Annotated in this window: 14 protein-coding genes and 1 riboswitch; of the genes, 8 read left to right on the top strand and 6 right to left on the bottom strand. The window is 66.5% G+C overall.

Going from position 1 to position 17,109, the window contains the following annotated elements:
- Positions 1 to 56 precede the first annotated feature (56 nt).
- The 6 genes from BMY03_RS11445 to BMY03_RS11420 form a co-directional block, all read right to left on the bottom strand.
- Complete coding sequence (locus tag BMY03_RS11445) at positions 57 to 620, bottom strand: nucleotidyltransferase family protein (protein ID WP_094011104.1); 564 nt, start codon at positions 618 to 620, stop codon at positions 57 to 59.
- Positions 617 to 1,588, bottom strand: a complete 972-nt coding sequence (locus tag BMY03_RS11440; RefSeq protein WP_094011103.1) for an XdhC family protein — start codon at positions 1,586 to 1,588, stop codon at positions 617 to 619. The genes BMY03_RS11445 and BMY03_RS11440 overlap by 4 nt, the downstream gene beginning before the upstream one ends.
- Positions 1,589 to 1,591: 3 nt before the next feature.
- Positions 1,592 to 2,803 (bottom strand): cytochrome c, encoded by a 1,212-nt coding sequence (locus BMY03_RS11435; protein ID WP_038705916.1) that lies wholly within the window; start codon positions 2,801 to 2,803, stop codon positions 1,592 to 1,594.
- A 2-nt stretch (positions 2,804 to 2,805) separates the two neighbouring features.
- On the bottom strand, positions 2,806 to 3,345 hold the full coding sequence (locus BMY03_RS11430; protein ID WP_094011102.1) for a (2Fe-2S)-binding protein: 540 nt from the start codon (positions 3,343 to 3,345) through the stop codon (positions 2,806 to 2,808).
- On the bottom strand, positions 3,338 to 6,169 hold the full coding sequence (locus BMY03_RS11425) for a xanthine dehydrogenase family protein molybdopterin-binding subunit (RefSeq protein ID WP_094011101.1): 2,832 nt from the start codon (positions 6,167 to 6,169) through the stop codon (positions 3,338 to 3,340). Before BMY03_RS11425 ends, BMY03_RS11430 begins: the two co-directional genes overlap by 8 nt.
- Before the next feature lie 162 nt (positions 6,170 to 6,331).
- Positions 6,332 to 7,243, bottom strand: a complete 912-nt coding sequence (locus BMY03_RS11420) for a LysR substrate-binding domain-containing protein (RefSeq protein ID WP_038705914.1) — start codon at positions 7,241 to 7,243, stop codon at positions 6,332 to 6,334.
- A gap of 95 nt (positions 7,244 to 7,338) precedes the next feature.
- Between BMY03_RS11420 and BMY03_RS11415 the strand changes: the two genes are divergently transcribed.
- The 8 genes from BMY03_RS11415 (at position 7,339) to BMY03_RS11380 (ending at position 17,024) form a co-directional block, all read left to right on the top strand.
- On the top strand, positions 7,339 to 8,430 hold the full coding sequence (locus tag BMY03_RS11415) for a tartrate dehydrogenase (RefSeq protein ID WP_038705913.1): 1,092 nt from the start codon (positions 7,339 to 7,341) through the stop codon (positions 8,428 to 8,430).
- 234 nt (positions 8,431 to 8,664) lie between these two features.
- Complete coding sequence (locus BMY03_RS11410) at positions 8,665 to 10,263, top strand: BCCT family transporter (protein WP_094011100.1); 1,599 nt, start codon at positions 8,665 to 8,667, stop codon at positions 10,261 to 10,263.
- Between the two features lie 106 nt (positions 10,264 to 10,369).
- Positions 10,370 to 11,491 carry an aromatic ring-hydroxylating oxygenase subunit alpha gene (locus BMY03_RS11405; protein ID WP_094011099.1) on the top strand — a complete coding sequence of 374 codons (1,122 nt, stop codon included), beginning with the start codon at positions 10,370 to 10,372 and terminating at the stop codon, positions 11,489 to 11,491.
- Between the two features lie 64 nt (positions 11,492 to 11,555).
- Entirely contained in the window at positions 11,556 to 12,530 is a 975-nt protein-coding gene (locus tag BMY03_RS11400; RefSeq protein WP_094011098.1) for a PDR/VanB family oxidoreductase, read from the top strand.
- A 197-nt stretch (positions 12,531 to 12,727) separates the two neighbouring features.
- Positions 12,728 to 13,879, top strand: a complete 1,152-nt coding sequence (locus BMY03_RS11395) for an acetyltransferase domain-containing protein (RefSeq protein WP_094011097.1) — start codon at positions 12,728 to 12,730, stop codon at positions 13,877 to 13,879.
- Positions 13,880 to 13,906: 27 nt separating this feature from the next.
- Positions 13,907 to 14,104, top strand: a riboswitch (cobalamin riboswitch).
- A 111-nt stretch (positions 14,105 to 14,215) separates the two neighbouring features.
- Positions 14,216 to 15,229: an ABC transporter substrate-binding protein gene (locus BMY03_RS11390; RefSeq protein ID WP_094011096.1), complete on the top strand. Its 1,014-nt coding sequence runs from the start codon at positions 14,216 to 14,218 to the stop codon at positions 15,227 to 15,229.
- Entirely contained in the window at positions 15,226 to 16,242 is a 1,017-nt protein-coding gene (locus BMY03_RS11385) for a FecCD family ABC transporter permease (protein WP_094011095.1), read from the top strand. Before BMY03_RS11390 ends, BMY03_RS11385 begins: the two co-directional genes overlap by 4 nt.
- Positions 16,239 to 17,024: an ABC transporter ATP-binding protein gene (locus BMY03_RS11380; RefSeq protein WP_094011094.1), complete on the top strand. Its 786-nt coding sequence runs from the start codon at positions 16,239 to 16,241 to the stop codon at positions 17,022 to 17,024. Before BMY03_RS11385 ends, BMY03_RS11380 begins: the two co-directional genes overlap by 4 nt.
- The last annotated feature ends 85 nt before the right edge of the window (positions 17,025 to 17,109 follow it).

The following is a 17,109-nucleotide window of genomic DNA, read 5'->3' as shown; positions in this document are numbered from 1 at the left end:
GCAATGAGGGTTTTCCCTCAATGGTGGCGTCGGTGACGCAGCGGCCCCCGGGCAGTCTAGCCGAGCGCCGAGGGCGTATCGACGTCGCGCAGCACACCGCTGTCCTGCAATTCCAGGAGCAAAACGCTGCTCGCATGCCGCCGCAGCACCGAGCGCGCCCCTTCATCACCAACCAACAGCGTCAGCTCGGCCCAGTAATCCCGGCCGAACACCACCGGGTGGCCGTTCTGCCCCTGATGACGCGGCACCACGATGACCGAGGGCGCCGCCGAGGCGAGCAGACGACGGAAGGTCTCCGCCCCGATCCACGGCATGTCCCCGAGCAGGATCGCCACTGCCTGCGCCTCGCTGTCACCCAGCGACGCCGCGCCGGCCGCCAGGCTATGACCCATGCCCAGGCCCGCCTCGGGGCTGTGGACGACCCGGCAGGCTGGCGGCAGCCCAAGATCCTCGGCCCGCTCGCCTGCGCGCAGCACCACGCGCACCTCGTCGAACACCGCCAGGGCGCGCTCGACGCAGTGCTGCAGCAGGCTGCGCCCATCGGCCAGCAGGGCCTGGCGCTTGTCCGCGCCGAAGCGCGCGCCCTGCCCGGCCGCGAGCACCAGGGCGACGACCTTCACAAGGCCTCGCGGGCGATGCCGCTGCGGGTCCGCAAGATATCTGCGAGTACCGCCAGGGCGATCTCCGCCGGCGTCTTGCTGCCCAGGTTCAGGCCGATCGGCGCATGAATGCGCGCCATGTCGGCATCACCCAGCTCACCGATACGGCGCAGGCGCTCACGACGCTTGGCCGAGGTGGCCTGTGAACCCATCACCCCGATGTAGAACGCTTCGGTACGCACTGCTTCGAGCATGGCCAGGTCGTCGATCTTGGGGTCGTGGGTGAGCGCCACCACCGCGGTGTCGCGATGGCAGCCGCCGTTGGCGATGAACAGCGAAGGCAGTTCACGACGGATTTCTATCCCGTCCAGCGCCACGTTGTCCATCACCTCGTCGCGAGGGTCGCACAGCACCACCTCGAAGCCCAGGCCCTTGCCGAATTCGGCGCAGAAATGCGCGACGCTCGAATACCCCGCCAGCAACAGGCGCTGGGCGGCGCCGATGCGCAGGCGCACGCAGTGCTCGCCACGCTCCACCCGTGGCCCCTGGCCGAGGTCATCGCTCAGCCGCCGTTCACCGCTGCGCAGGTCGACCTCGCGCAACAGCCGCCGACGACCGAGCAAGGCGCTCTCCAGCTCGGCAAGATGCGCCTGGGTGGCGCAGTCGCCGGGCAGGTTCTCCACCAGCACGTCGAGAATGCCGCCGCACGGCAAGCGAATGTTGCCGCGGGTGTCGCTGCCGTCGCCATAGCGCACCACGGCAACCGCCGTGGCGAATTCGCCGGCGGCGACCCGCTCGAGGAAGTCATCCTCGACGCAGCCGCCCGACAGCGATCCCACCCAGTGCCCGCCCTCGCTTACCGCCAGCAGCGAGCCCGGCGCGCGCGGCGCCGAGCCATAGGTGCACAGCACGCTGCACAACCATACGCGCAGGCCGTCGCGCGACCATTGCGCCGCCTGGCGCACCACCTGCAGGTCGAGATGCTGCACGGGTCAATCCGCCTTCAGCTGGGCCAGCTGCTGGGTGGTCAGGTCGCCCGGCAGGCCGCCCCAGGCTTCGCGCAGGTAGTTGACCATGTCGGTCAACTGCTGGTCGTCGAGCTTGTCGGCAAAGCCCGGCATCGGCTGCATGCGCTCGAAGCCGGTGAACTGCTGTTCGCGGATGCCGTCGACGATGGCCTTGACCAGGTTGCGCGAGTCGGCCTGGCGCAGCACGGTGTTGCCCTGCATGGCCACGGCGATGTGCGGCTTGCCCTCGCCATCGCCGCCGTGGCAGCCGGCGCAGACATTGAGGTACTGCTGGCGGCCACGCTTGGCGCTCTCGCCCAGGGTTTCATGGGCCACCGCCTGCACCACCTTGGCCGCCGGCGGCTGGTCGCCCAGCAGGTAGGTGGCCATGGCCGACAGGTCGCTGTCTTCAAGGTGCTGGGTGCTGTGGTGCACCACCGGGTACATCTCGTTGAACATGCTGCCCTGGGCACTGATACCGTGCTTGAGGAAGGTCGCCAGGTCGGCCTGGTTCCAGCCGCGGTCGGCCAGGTCCTGGGCCAGCAGGCTCGGCGCCAGGTAGCCCAGCAGCAGGCCGCCGGTCAGGCGTTTGTCCTGCTGCAGCGCGCCGATGGGGTTGCGCGGGGTGTGGCACTCGCCGCAATGGCCGAGCACTTCGACCATGTACTGGCCGCGCTTCCATGCCTCGCTGTTGCCCTTGCCTTCCTCCAGCTGCACGCTCTTGCCGTACAGCAGGTTCCAGCCCATCAGGCCGGTGCGCACGTTGAACGGGAAGCTCAGGCTGGTTTCCGGCGCCGGCCGGTTGATTGGCGCCACGCTCATCAGGTAGGCGTGGATCGCATCGGAATCCTCACGCTTGATCAGGTGGTACGAGGTGTAGGGCATGGCCGGATAGAGGTTGGCGCCGTCCTTGCGCTTGCCCTCGGTGAGGGCGGCGAAGAACTCGTCGCTGCTGTAGTTGCCGATGCCGTGCTGCTTGTCCGGGGTGATGTTGGTGCCGTAGATGGTGCCGAACGGCGAATGGATCGGCAGACCGCCGGCGTAGGGCGCGCCGCCTTCGGCGGTGTGGCAGGCCATGCAGTCGGCGGCGCGGGCGAGGTATTCGCCGCGCTTGATCAATGCCTCGTCGGCCGCCTGGACATTGCAGGCGACCAGCGCGCCAATGGCCAGGGCCAGGCTGCTCAGAACTCGCGTCATGCTCAACCCTCCTTGACCAGGCCGAGGTCGCCCAGCACGTCGCGGGTCGCCTCGTAGTAGCGCACATAGCCGGTGCAGCGGCACACATGGTGGCCGAGGCTGGCTTCGATGGCCTGCTCCAGCTCGCTCTTTTTCAGCGGCTTGCGCTGGGCCTTCTCCACCAGCACCGTGGCGGCGTTGACGAAGCCCGGGGCGCAGTAGCTGCACTGGAAGGCGAAGCGGTCGACGAACTTCTGCTGGATCGGGTTCAACTCGGTGGGGTTGCCCGCATCGTCGCGCTTGGCGTGGCCTTCGATGGTGCGCACTTGCTTGCCCTCGAAATAGTGCGCGCCGGTGATGCAGGTGCGCACTTCCTCGCTGGTGCCGTCGGGGTTGTCGACGATCACCACGCAGGCATGGCAGATGCCCTGCCCGCAGCCCAGGCGCGAGCCGGTGAGGTTCTGGTACTCGTGCAGGTAGTCGATCATCGCCAGGTCATCGGGGACCACCTCGGTGACGACAGATTGACCGTTGAGGGTCAGTTGCAGCTTGCGGTCAGCCATTGAGGGCCTCCTTGACGCGGGCGGGGGTGATGGGCAGGTCGCGGACACGCTTGCCGATGGCATGGGCCACGGCGTTGCCGATGGCGCCGACCACCGGGATCATCACCACCTCGGCGATGCCCTTGGACGGGTCGGTCGGCGACAGCGGCGGCAGGATCTCGGACGTCTGTTTCCACACCGCCACATGCCGGGCCATCGGCAGGCGGTAACGGTTGAAGTTCCAGTCGCCCTCGCCCGGGCCACCCTCGTACAGCGGCATCTCCTCCAGCAGCGCATGGCCGATGCCCATGGCGATACCGCCCTCGAGCTGGCCCTTGACCAGCTCGGGCACCAGCACCCGGCCGCACTCGACCCAGCTGTGGTGGTTGAGCACGCTGACCTCGCCGCTGCCCTTGTTCACCTTGACCTCGACGATGGTCGCCACCGGGCTGTAGTAGGTGACCATGGCGTTGTTCAGCTGGGTGGCCGGGTACTCGACGTTCTGCCGGTCGAGCAGGTGGAAGCCGGCGCTGTTCATCTGCGCCTTCTTCGCGTTCAGCGCACCGTCGCCGTACTTCACCGCCAGGGCATCGAGCGGCAGGCGCTCGCGCACGCCGTCGATGACGAAGTCGGCCTCGGCCCAGCTCCAGCGGTTGAAGCCATGTACGCTGACGCCGGTAATCAGGCCCATCTCGTGGGCCTTCTTGGCAAGCTCCGCGAACGGGATCGGCTCCAGGCCATTGCCGGTCAGCGCGCCGTTGACCCACACCGCGTTCTCGCGGCGCACCACCAACGGATTGGCCTGGCCGCCGAACGGGCCCTGGCTCCACAAGGCCATGGCCGCCGGCCACAGGCCGTGGTTGAACAGCACTCGGGCCGCCTCGCGGGTGGCGTGGCTGAAGTAGAACGCCGAGTTGGTCGCCGACGACGGCGAAGCCAGCTTGGCGACCCAGCGCGGGTTGCGCAGCGCGGCGTCCTGCTCGGCCTGGCTGATCAGGTAGGGGTTGCCGCTGGTGCTCAGTTGCAGCTCAGGCCATTCGGTCTGGGCGGTCTGCACGTGATCGGCGACGCGGCCGAGGAAGTCGCTGACCACCAGGGCCTGGGAGGTCGACATGCCGGTGCCCAGCTCGGTGCCGATATGGCGCAGAGTAATCTGGCCATCGGCAGTGAACTCGACCGCCGCCATCGGCGCTTCGGCGCCGGTGCCGAAGTCCTTCTGGGTGATGGCGAAGCCCACGCCGTACCAGTTGTCGTGGTCCTTGGCGTCTTCGGCCTGCTTGCGCGCATGGCGGTTCTTCCACCAGTCGTGTTCCGCGGCCTTGTCGAGGATCTCGTGCAGGCGCAGGGCACCGGCGGGTACCGCGCCCTGGGTGTTCTTCATGCCCGACTTGAGCGCGTTCTTGCGGCGCAGCTCGATGGCATCCACGCCCAGGCGATCGGCAATCTCGTCGACCATCATCTCGGTGGCGGCCATGCTCTGCAGGGTGCCGTAGCCGCGCATGGAGCCGGCCTCGACGCCGCGCGAGTGGTAGGCGGTGACCGACAGGTCGTTCTGCGGCATGTAGTAGATCGACTGCGCGGCGGTAGCGCCCACCGAGGCCACTGACGGGCTGTAGTTGATGCGCCCGCCGCCGTCGACGGTCATGTCGGCGCGGAAGATCTTGAAGCTCATGTCCTTCTTGTCGACGGCCAGCTGGTAGCGGATGTCGAACGGGTGGCGCTTGATGCCGCTCTGGAACTGCTCGTAGCGGTCGTTGGCCAGGCGGATCGGCACGCCCGCGCCGTACAGGGCGGCGACGGCGGCGTAGAACACGAAGATGTTGTTGTCCTTGGAGCCGTAGCCGACGGTGTAGCCCGGGTGCATGTTCAGGTGCTTCAGGCCGAAACGCGATGGCTTGATCATGTGCACGCATTCCTGCGCCACTTCGAACGGACACTGGGTGGCGACGACGAAATGCAGGGTGCCGGTGGCCGGGTCGAACCAGCCGTTGCCGTTGTCCGGCTCGAGGGCTGCGGGCTCGATCGACGGGGTCTTGTAACGCTCGTCGAACAGCAGCCAGTCTTCCGGCGGCTGCTTGAGCTGCTCGTCGATGCGCTGGGCGTAGAACATCCCCTGCTCGGTGAGGGTGCCATGCTGCTTGGGCTCGGCGGTCCATACCGGCTTGCGCGCCAGGATGGTGGGGAACAGCATGGTGTTCTTCAGGCTCGAGTATTCGTCCTCGTCGAACGGCGTCTTGCCGGCCACGCGCACGAAACGGAAGCTGCCGTAAGGATCGCGCTGGTACAGCGGGGCCTGGGCGCCGTAGCGGATCGCCTGGTCGTTGAACTGCAGCTTGAGCTTGGCCTTGCGGAAGCGCTCGAAGTCGTTCCAGATCAGGATCGCCACCGGGTGGCCGATGAACATCGGTACCTGGCCGGGCGGCAGCAAGGGGTCTGGCGAGTGGGCCTCGGGCCAGGCGATGCCGTCCTTCTTCAGGTCATCGGCGCTGACGACGCGGTCCGGCTGCAGCTCGGCGCCCAGCAGCGACAGGTCGTAGCCCGCGTAGATACGGTCGGCCTTGGTCGCCTTGAGCAGCATGGCGTGGCCTTGCTGCTGTGGCCAGCCAGGCATGTCCTTGGCACGGATGTCGCGGGCGAACACCTTGTTGCCGCAGACCTTGGACAGCGCGTCGTTTCGCAAACGCACCTTGCCGTCGTGGTTCATCCACTTCTGCGGCGAGGTGGTGACCTTGCTCTCCATCAGGGCGGCGAACGCCTGGCTGCCGAGCGGCGCCATGGTCACGCCGACACCGGCGATCAGCCCGCCTTGCAGGAACGAACGCCGGGAAATATCACGGTTGGACATGGTTGATCCTCTGGGCAGCTCTTGGGTTGCCCATGCTTTTTCTGCTGCTTGAGAAACTGAAAGGGCGCGCACGATCACAAAATCTGACCATGAAGTCAAGTTAACGATCGTAGGGTACCCTGCAAGTCAAGCAGACAACTTGTCGCGGGGCGCCGCGAAGGTTTAATCGGGCAAGCGATAGCGCTCGGCGAAGTACTGGCGGAAGAACTCCACCGCCACCCGCACCTTGGCCGAACCTGCCAACGGCGCGGTATAAACCGCCCAGATATCCGCCGCCTGCTGGTACTCGGGCAGCACTTGCACCAGGCGCCCGTCGGCAATGCTGTCATGCACGTCCCACCAGGAGCGCAACAGGATCCCCTGCCCATCCAGGCACCATTGGTGCGCCACCTCGCCGTGGTTGCTGGAAAGCCCGCCGGTGACGCGCACGCTTTCCTCGCCCTGGGGGCCTTCCAGGTGCCACAGGCCGAACGGGTGGTCGCGCTCCTTGATCACCAGGCAGTCATGGCTGGCCAGGTCGGCCAGCACCCGCGGCGTGCCATGCGCGGCCAGGTAGCCAGGGGCGGCGCACAGCACCCGACGGTTGCGTGCCAGGGGCTTGGCGATCAGGTGCGGGGCGATGACGTTGCCCACGCGGATGTCCAGGTCCACCCCTTCGGCGATCAGGTCCACCAGGCGGTCATGCACATCCAGGCGAATGTCCAGCCCTGGGTATCGCGCCGCCAGCTCCGACAGCGCCGGCGCCACGAAGCGCCGCCCCAGCCCAAGGCTGCTGGCGATGCGCAGCTGCCCCGCCGGCTCGCGCTGGCCGGCGTTGAGGTCGTCGTCCATGCGCCGCAGGGTCTCGAAGATCTGCTGCGCCCACTGGTACACGCGCTCGCCCTCCTCGCTCACAGTGACCCGCCGGGTGGTGCGGTGCAGCAGGCGCACGCCGAGGCTTTCCTCCAGCAAGCGAATACGCTTGCTGATGAACGCCGCCGACATGCCGCGCTCGTCCGCCACTGCGGCGAAGCTGGCGCGGCGGGCCACCTGCAGGAAGATGTCGAGGTCATCCAGGTTCGGCAGATTATTCACGTTTCGTGTACCAAGAATTGATGGATTGCCGGATTATCTCCGAAGCACAGCCTTATAGCATGGCGTGCATCTTCCCTGGACACGAGATGCGCCCCATGACCAAGACCTTCAAGATCGCCGCCATCCCTGGTGACGGCATCGGCAACGAAGTCCTCCCCGAAGGCCTGCGCGTGGTCGAGGCCGCCGCCCGCAAGCACGGCCTGGACCTGCAGTTCGAGTTCTTCGAATGGGCCAGCTGCGACTACTACCTGGCCCACGGCAAGATGATGCCCGACGACTGGTTCGACCAGCTCAAGGGCTTCGACGCCCTGTACTTCGGCGCCGTCGGCTGGCCCGACAAAGTCCCGGACCACATCTCGCTGTGGGGCTCCCTGCTCAAGTTCCGCCGCGACTTCGACCAGTACGTGAACATCCGCCCGGTGCGCCTGTTCCCCGGAGTACCCTGCCCGCTGGCGAACAAGCAGCCCGGCGACATCGACTTCGTGGTGATCCGCGAGAACACCGAGGGCGAATATTCCTCCCTGGGCGGGCGCATGTTCGAAGGCACCGACAACGAGTTCGTGCTGCAGGAATCGGTGTTCACCCGCCGCGGCGTCGACCGCATCCTCAAGTACGCCTTCGACGTGGCGCAGACCCGCGAGCGCAAGCACGTGACCTCGGCGACCAAGTCCAACGGCATGGCCGTGAGCATGCCCTACTGGGACGAGCGCACCGCCGCCATGGCCGCCCACTATCCCGAGATCAGCTGGGACAAGCAGCACATCGACATCCTCTGCGCCCGTTTCGTGCTGCAGCCGGAGCGTTTCGACGTGGTGGTGGCCTCCAACCTGTTCGGTGACATCCTCTCCGACCTTGGCCCGGCGTGCGCCGGCACCATCGGCATCGCGCCGTCGGCCAACCTCAACCCCGAGCGCAAGTTCCCCTCGCTGTTCGAACCGGTGCATGGCTCGGCGCCGGACATCTACGGCAAGAACATCGCCAACCCGATCGCGATGATCTGGTCCGGCGCGCTGATGCTCGAGTTCCTCGGCCAGGAAAACAACGATGCCCGCTACCAGGCGGCCCACGACGACATCCTCAAGGCCATCGAGACGGTGATCGCCAACGGCGACACCACCCGCGACATGGGCGGCAGCCGCTCGACCCAGGAAGTGGGCAAGGCCATAGCCGAGCTGCTCGGCGCCTGATTAGGCATCAGGTTATCGCGGGGCCGATGCGACTTGCCCCGCGATATCGCCAACCCAGCCCAATCATCCGGATTGTCCGACGATCCTATTGCCACCCACTTCGATTCAATGCAGAATCTGTCAACCAAAAGATACTTGTTATCTATTAGTTAACAGAAAGGAAACACAGAACCTCGATACGGACTTCCCAACGCCTGACGCCTACTACAAAAAAAATGCTCCAGGAGACAATTGATGTCCCCCAATAACAAAAAGATCGACGTGTTCCTGATCGCCGTGAGCCTGTTGGCCGTGCTGCTCACCGTGATCGGCCTTGCCGCCTTCCCTGCCCAGGCCGAAACCCTCGCCAACCAGCTGTTCGAAGTGGCCACCCGCACCTTCGGCACCAGCGTCCAGGTACTGGTGTTCGGCAGTTCCCTGGCCGTGCTGTACCTGGCCTTCAGCAAATACGGCAACATCCGCCTGGGTGCCGGTAAGCCCGAATACTCCACCGCCACCTGGGTGTTCATGTTCATCTGCGCCGGCATGGGTTCCTCGACCCTGTACTGGGGCGTGATGGAATGGGCCTACTACTACCAGACCCCAGGCCTGAACATCGCGCCGATGTCGGCCAAGGCCCTGGAATACAGCGTCAGCTACTCGTTCTTCCACTGGGGCATCAGCGCCTGGTCGATCTACGCCCTGGCCTCGCTGGCCATGGCCTATCACTTCCATGTGCGCAAGAAGAGCGGCCTCAACCTGGCCTCGATCATCGAGGCAGTCACCGGTTTCAAGGCCACCGGCCCGGTCGGCCGCGCCGTCGACCTGATCTTCCTGCTGACCATGATGGGCGCGCTGACCGTGTCGCTGGCGCTCACCGCCTCGACCCTGACCCGCGGCCTTGCCGACCTGGCCGGCACCCCCAACACCTTCACCGTGCAGTTGCTGGTGATCGGCGCGGTGGCGCTGCTGTTCTCGCTGAGCTCGTACATCGGTATCGACGGCGGCCTGCAGCGCCTGTCGAAGATGGTCTGCATCGGCGCCCTGGTGTTCGCCGCCATCGTCCTGCTGGTCGGGCCGACCCAGTTCACCCTGAACAACACCGCCAATTCCATCGGCCTGATGCTGCAGCACTACGTGCAGATGAGCCTGTTCACCGACCCCGCCGGGGACGGCGCCTTCACCCGCAACTGGACGGTGTTCTACTGGCTGTGGTGGGTGTCCTACGCCCCTGGCGTGGCGATGTTCGTCGCCCGCGTGTCGCGTGGCCGACTGATCAAGGAAGTGGTGTTCGCCCTGCTGCTGGGCGGTAGCTTCGGTTGCTGGTTCTTCTTCGGCGCGCTGGAAAGCTACAGCATGCACCAGTTCATCAACGGCCAGATCGACGTACCCAAGCTGCTCGGCACGCTGGGCGGCGAAGCCGCGGTGACCGACCTGTTGCTGGCCCTGCCCTGGGGCACGCTGTTCCTCGCCGCGTACCTGTTCATCATGGCGGTGTTCTGCGCCTCGCACATGGACGCCGCCGCCTACGCCGTGGCCGCCACCAGCACGCGCAACCTGCGCGAAGGTGAAGACCCAAGCCCCACCCTGCGCCTGTTCTGGTGCGTGGTGCTGACCCTGGTGCCACTGGCCATGCTCTTCGCCAAGGCCTCGCTGTCGACCATGAAGACCGCCGTGGTGCTCACAGCGATCCCGTTCATGGTGATCCTGCTGGTAAAGATCTACGGGTTCTTCAAGTGGCTGGCGGCCGACTACGGCCAGGTGCCGGCGTACCGCATCGAGGAAGAGGCCACCCGCCTGGCAGGTGAGGAACCGCAGCCGCAGGCACCGCGTAGCGCTGCCGTGGTGCACTGAAATACAACCTGGGAGGCGGGCTTGCCCGCCCCCGTTCTGGCAAATTTTTTTGCCCAGATTGTTAACCAGCAGATACGCGTTAACCAATAAGAACCGAGATAGAGCCATGAACGATTTCAAACGCCTGCCCGCCGACTTCTGCGCCAACCCCGAGGAGGCCTTCACCCTCCCGGCCAAGTTCTACACCCAGGCCGCCGTCTTCGAACACGAGAAGGAAGCGATCTTCGCCCGCAGCTGGATCTGCGTCGGCCACCGCAGCGAAGTCGCCGAGAAGAACGCCTACATCACCCGCCAGGTGATCGGCGAGAGCATCATCGTCGTGCGGGGCCGCGACGACGTGCTGCGGGCCTTCTACAACGTCTGCCCGCACCGCGGCCACCAACTGCTCGAAGGCAGCGGCAAGGCCAAGAACGTGATCACCTGCCCGTACCACGCCTGGACCTTCAAGCTCGACGGCGAGCTGGCCCATGCGCGCAACTGCGAGAACGTGGCCAACTTCGACAAGGACAATTCAACCCTGGTGCAGCTGCGCGTGGAGGAATACGCCGGCTTCATCTTCATCAACATGGACAACGACGCAGGCTCCGTCGAAGACCAGCTGCCGGGCATGCAGAAGCGCATGCGCGAAGCCTGCGCGGTGATCGACGACCTGCATCTGGCCGCGCGCTTCGTCAGCGACACTCCGGCCAACTGGAAATCCATCGTCGACAACTACCTGGAGTGCTACCACTGCGCTCCGGCCCACCCCGGCTTCTCCGATTCGGTGGACGTCGGCCAGTACAGCCACAGCCTGCACGGCAACTGGACCCTGCAATACGGCCTGGCCAAACCGTCGGAGCAGTCATTCACCTTCGACGAGTCGGTGAAAGACCCGTCCTTCGCCGGCTTCTGGGCCTGGCCATGCACCATGTTCAACGTACCGCCAGGGGCCAACTTCATGACCGTGATCTACGAGTTCCCGGTCGATGCCGAGACCACCCTGCAGCACTACGACATCTACTTCCTCAACAAGGAACTCAGCGCAGAGCAGCACAAGCTGATCGACTGGTACCGTGAAGTATTCCGCCCCGAGGACCTGCGCCTGGTCGAGAGCGTGCAGAAAGGCCTGAAGTCCCGCGGCTACCGTGGCCAGGGCCGGATCATGGTCGACGCCCAGCGCAGCGGCGTCAGCGAGCACGGCATCGCCCACTTCCACAACCTGATCGCGGTCGCCCATCTGGACGACTGAACACACCCAAGCTCCCCCGCCCCGCGCCAGGGCCTGGCGCGGGGCTTTGTTGTCGAGGTACGCCATGGCCAAGCAATACGAGATGTTCAAGGTGCGCGTGACCGGTGTGGAACAGGCCACGCCGCAGATCAAGCGCTTCACCCTGGCCCGCGCCGACGGCGGCCCCCTGCCCGCCTTCAGCGGCGGCAGCCACGTGATCGTGCAGATGCAGTCGCCCTGCGGCAGCCAGTTCAGCAATGCCTATTCGCTGATGAGCGACCCGCGTCAATTGCACAGCTACCAGATCGGCGTGCGGCTCGAGGAGCAGTCCAAGGGCGGTTCGGCGTTCATGCACAACCAGGTCGCGGTGGGCAGCGAGCTGACCATCTCCACCCCCAACAACCTGTTCGCCCTGGACGCCGATGCCGGGCGCCATGTGCTGATCGCCGGCGGCATCGGCATTACCCCGTTCCTGGCGCAGTTGCACGAGCTGGAAGATGGCGCCACCCCCTACGAGCTGCACTACGCCTTCCGCGCCCCGGAACACGGCGCCTTCCAGGGCGATCTGGAACAAGGCCCGCATGCCGGCAACACACGGTTCTACATCGACAGCCTGGACCGCAAGCTCGACCTCGCCGCGCTGTGCGCGGGCCTGGCCGATGACGCCCACCTCTATGTGTGCGGGCCCAAGCCGCTGATCGACGCGGTGATCGCCACCGCCGCCGCCGCTGGCATCGCCGAATCGCGGGTGCACTGGGAACAGTTCGCCGCCGCCGCGCCGGCCACAGGTGCGGCCTTCACCGTGGTCCTGGCCCGGTCGGGCACCGAACTGCAAGTCGAGGAAGGCATGACCATCCTCCAGGCCATCGAGAAGTCCAAGGCCGCGAAGGTCGAGTGCCTGTGCCGCGAAGGCGTGTGCGGCACCTGCGAAACGGCGATCCTCGAAGGCGAGGCCGAGCATTTCGACCAATACCTCAGCGACGAGGAAAAGGCTGCCCAGCAGAGCATGATGCTGTGCGTGTCGCGGGCGCGCTCGGCGCGGTTGGTGCTGGATCTCTGAGGGGCAGAGCCAGAGCGTGTCCCACGGGGCCGAACGATGCCAACTCGGGGCAAGCCCGCGCCTGCAGGAATAGCGCGTGACCTGCAGGAACGGGCTTGCCCCGCGATAGCTTCGGGGGCGTCGATGCAAATGCGGGCCAGTGGATCAATAAATTGTTATGAGATAACATCTCAAATCCTCCGTTTGCGACTTTTCCAATGACCCGCCTCCAACTCCCCCAACGCCTGCAAAGCATCGACGCCCTGCGCGGCCTGGTGATCCTGTTCATGCTGCTGGACCACGTGCGCGAAACGTTCTTCCTGCACCGCCAGGTCAGTGACCCGATGAACATCGACGCCACCGAACCCAGCCTGTTCGCCAGCCGCACCCTGGCGCACCTGTGCGCGCCGGTGTTCGTGCTGCTTACCGGGCTATCGGCCTGGTTGTATGGCGAGAAGCACCAGGGCCGTGGCGATGTCTCGGTGTTCCTGTTCAAGCGCGGTCTGTTCCTGGTAGTGCTGGAATTCACCCTGGTCAACTTCGCCTGGACCTTCCAATTGCCACCGAGCGTGATCTACCTGCAGGTGATCTGGGCCATCGGCCTGAGCATGCTCGCCCTGTCGCTGCTGGTGTGGCTGCCGCGCCCGGCGCTGCTCGCCCTCGGCGCGCTGATCGTCGCCGGTCACAACCTGCTCGATGGCCTGCACTTCGGGCCGGAATCGGCGCTGCATGTGCCATGGGCGATCCTGCATGAACGCAGTTGGCTGGAGGTGGGCGAACATCTGCGCCTGCGCACGTCCTACCCGCTGTTACCGTGGATCGGCGTGATCGCCCTGGGTTATGGGCTCGGGCCGTGGTTTTCCCGGGGCAGCGACGCCGGCAAGCGCCAGCAGCGCCTGCTATGGGCCGGCGTGGCGTTGCTGCTGGGGTTCGGTGCGCTGCGCCTGCTCAATGGCTACGGCGAAGCCCCCTGGAGCCTCTACGCCAGCGTAGGGCAGACGCTGATGAGCTTCTTCAATATCACCAAGTATCCACCATCGTTGCTGTTCCTGGCCCTGACCCTAGGCGTCGGCCTGCTCCTGCTGCGCGGCTTCGAGCGTGCCGGCGACGCCCGCTGGATCGGCCCGCTTGCGGTGTTTGGCGCAGCGCCAATGTTCTTCTACCTGCTGCACCTGTATGTGCTCAAGCTGCTGTATGTGGCGTGCGTGGCGCTGTTTGGCCTGAACCAGGGCGGCTATTTCGGTTTCGATGGCATGGGCGCGGTATGGCTGACCGCCGTGCTGCTGCCACTTGCGCTGTACCTGCCGGTGCGCTGGTTCGCCCGGCTGAAAGCGCGCCGGCGCGATATCGCCTGGCTCAAGTACCTGTAAAAGCGTTTTCACCCGACAGCCCGATGGTCTACCATGCCGCCCGCCGGTTTCCACACGGAATCAAAAGGGAATCCCGGGCTCGCCACTGGCGATCCAAAGGGAACTGCCCCCGCAACTGTAGGTGCCGAGCCTGCGCCATCGATGCCACTGGGTCTGCCGACCCGGGAAGGCTGGCGCCGGCCTGGACGCACCAGTCAGGAGACCTGCCGGCACGCATTCACCAACCGGCGGGGTGTCCGGGATGGTCATCCGCCCCTGGCCGCGTGCTTGCGCACGGCTACCCGGCGATGCCTGTCCGTGGGCCATTCCGTGCACCACCCAGGAGATCGCCCCACCATGCCGTACCGCCTCGCCGCCCTCCTCGCCGGCCTGTCCCTGTCATGCCTGGCCCATGCCAGCGCCACCCAATACCCGCTGACCGTCGACAACTGCGGCTTGCCGCAGACCTTCACACAGGCCCCGCAACGGGCGGTGACCGTCGGCCAGGCCGGCACCGAGCTGCTCTATGCCCTGGGCCTGGGTGAGCGGCTGGCCGGCACCTCGCTGTGGTTCAACAACGTGCTGCCGGAATTCAAGGCGCAGAACGACAAGGTCCCGCGCCTGGCCGACAACGAACCGAGCTTCGAGGCGGTGGTCGGCAAACGTCCGCAACTGGTGACGGCGCAGTTCGAATGGATGATCGGCGCCCAGGGCGCGGTCGGCACCCGCGAGCAGTTCCAGGAGCTGGGCATCCCCACCTACCTGCTGCCCTCGGACTGCGAGGGCAAGGACAACCTGGTGGGCGCCGACGGCACCCGCCTGCAGCCGTTCAAGGTGCAGAGCATCTACAAGAGCGTCAGCCAGCTGGCCGAGATCTTCGACGTGCAGGAGCGTGGCGCGCGCCTGAATGCCGAGCTTCAGGGCCAGCTGGAACAGGCCAGGCAGCGCCTGGCCGGCCAGGACCTGGCGCACACCAGCGCGCTGTTCTGGTTTTCCAGCGCCGACCTCAAGACCGACCCCTATGTCGCCGGCCGCCAGGGCGTGGCCGACTACATGCTGCAGACCCTCGGCGTGCGCAACGTGGTCGAGTCCAGCGAAGAATGGCCTACCGTGGGCTGGGAGACCCTGGTCAAAGCCAACCCCACCTGGCTGATCGTCGCGCGCATGGACCGCCGCCGCTATCCGGCCGACGACTACCAGAAAAAACTCGACTTCCTGCGCAGCGACCCGGTCACGCGCAATATGAACGCGGTCAAGCACGGCCGTATCATCGTCCTCGATGCCGACGCCATGCAGGCAGGCATCCGCCTGTTCCGCGGCCTGGACGTGCTGTCCAGCGCCTTCGCCAGCGGTAAAACGCCCCAGCCATGAGCCGCCTGCTGCCCATCAGCCTTTTTGCGTTACTCGCCCTGTGCCTGGCCATGCTTGCCGGGATTGCCATCGGCGAGACCCGTGTCGGCGCCGAGGCGATCTGGCAGGTGCTGGCCAACCAGCTGTGGCAGGCCGGCCATGCCGTCGACCCGATCGACGCCGGCATCGTCTGGAACTACCGCCTGCCGCGCACCCTGGTCGCCGCCGCCTGCGGCGCGGGGCTGGCGACCTGTGGGGTGATCCTCCAGGCGCTGCTGCGCAACCCGTTGGCCGAGCCGTACCTGCTGGGCCTGTCTGCCGGCGCCTCGACCGGCGCCGTGGCGGTGGGGCTGTTCGGCCTGGGCGGCGCGGTGCTGTCGCTGTCGGCCGGCGCCTTCATCGGCGCGCTGGCGGCGTTCGCCCTGGTGCTGCTGCTGTCACGCGCCAGTGGCAGCCGCCATGACAATGCCCAGGTGATCCTCGCCGGCATCGCCGGGTCGCAGCTGTTCAACGCCCTCACCGCCTTCCTCGTCACCAAGTCGGCCACCGCCGAGCAGGCCCGCGGCATCCTATTCTGGCTGCTGGGCAACCTCAGCGGCGTGCGCTGGCCGTCGGTGTGGCTGGCGGTGCCGGTCGCCCTGTTCGGCCTCGCGATATGCCTGTGGCAGCGCCGGGCACTGGACGCATTCACCTTCGGCGCCGACTCGGCGGCCTCGCTGGGCGTACAGGTGCGCCGTACACAACTGCTGCTGATCAGTTGCGCGGCGCTGGTCACCGCGGTGATGGTGTCCATCGTCGGCGCCATCGGCTTCGTCGGCCTGGTCATCCCCCATGCCCTGCGCCTACTGCTCGGCCCCGGGCACAGCCGCCTGCTGCCGGCCAGCGCCCTGGGCGGTGCGCTGTTCCTGATCATCGCCGACATCCTCTCGCGCACCCTGATCACCGGCCAGGTGATCCCGGTGGGCGTGGTCACGGCCTTGATCGGCGCACCGGTGTTCGCGCTGATCCTGATCAGCCGCCGGGGGCGCCCATGAGCGTGATGACCACCATCGCCGACGCGCCGCTCACCTGCCAAGGGCTCGGCCTGCGCCTGGGCGGACGCGACGTGCTGCAGGGGGTCGACCTGAGCGTGCTGCCCGGCGAAACCCTCGGCGTGGTCGGCCCCAACGGTTCGGGCAAGTCCACCCTGCTCAAGCTGCTCGCCGGCCTGCGCACGCCTAGCAGTGGCCGCGTGCGCCTGCTCGGCGAAGCGCTGGAACGCATGCCGCGCCGGCATGTCGCCCAGCGCCTGGCCCTGGTCGAGCAACAGGCCGACACCCTGGACGCCATCAGCGTGTACGACGCCGTCGCCCTGGGCCGCACGCCCTGGCTCTCGGCCCTGGCACCGTTCGGCAACGATGACCGCGCCATCGTCGAACAGGCGTTGGCCGACGCCGACGCCAGCCACTTGCGCCGACGGCTATGGGGCGAACTGTCCGGCGGCGAGCGCCAGCGCGTGCATATCGCCCGGGCCTTGGCGCAACGGCCGCAGGTGCTGTTGCTGGACGAGCCGACCAACCATCTCGATATCCAGCACCAACTCGGTTTGCTGCGCCAGGTGCAGGCGCTGCCGGTGACGACGCTGGTGGCGCTGCATGATCTGAACCAGGCGTTGACTTGCGATCGGCTGGCCGTGCTCGATCAAGGGCGGTTGGTTGCCCTAGGCAAGCCGGAGGCGGTGTTGACGCCGGAGCGGTTGCTGGGGACGTTTGGGGTGCGGGGGCACTATCTGGTCGATCCGTATGATGGGGCGCGGGTTTTGCGGTTTCGTGCCTGAGTCGGCATGGAAAGCGCCGCTTACGCGGCACATCGCCGGCAAGCCGGCTCCCACACCGACCGCGCCAGCCTGAAACCATGCGCCA

The sequence above is a fragment of the Pseudomonas soli genome, assembly GCF_900110655.1.
Lineage (GTDB): Bacteria > Pseudomonadota > Gammaproteobacteria > Pseudomonadales > Pseudomonadaceae > Aquipseudomonas > Aquipseudomonas soli.
The sequence above is the reverse complement of the archived record's forward strand: the minus strand, read 5'-3'. Positions and strand labels throughout refer to the sequence as shown.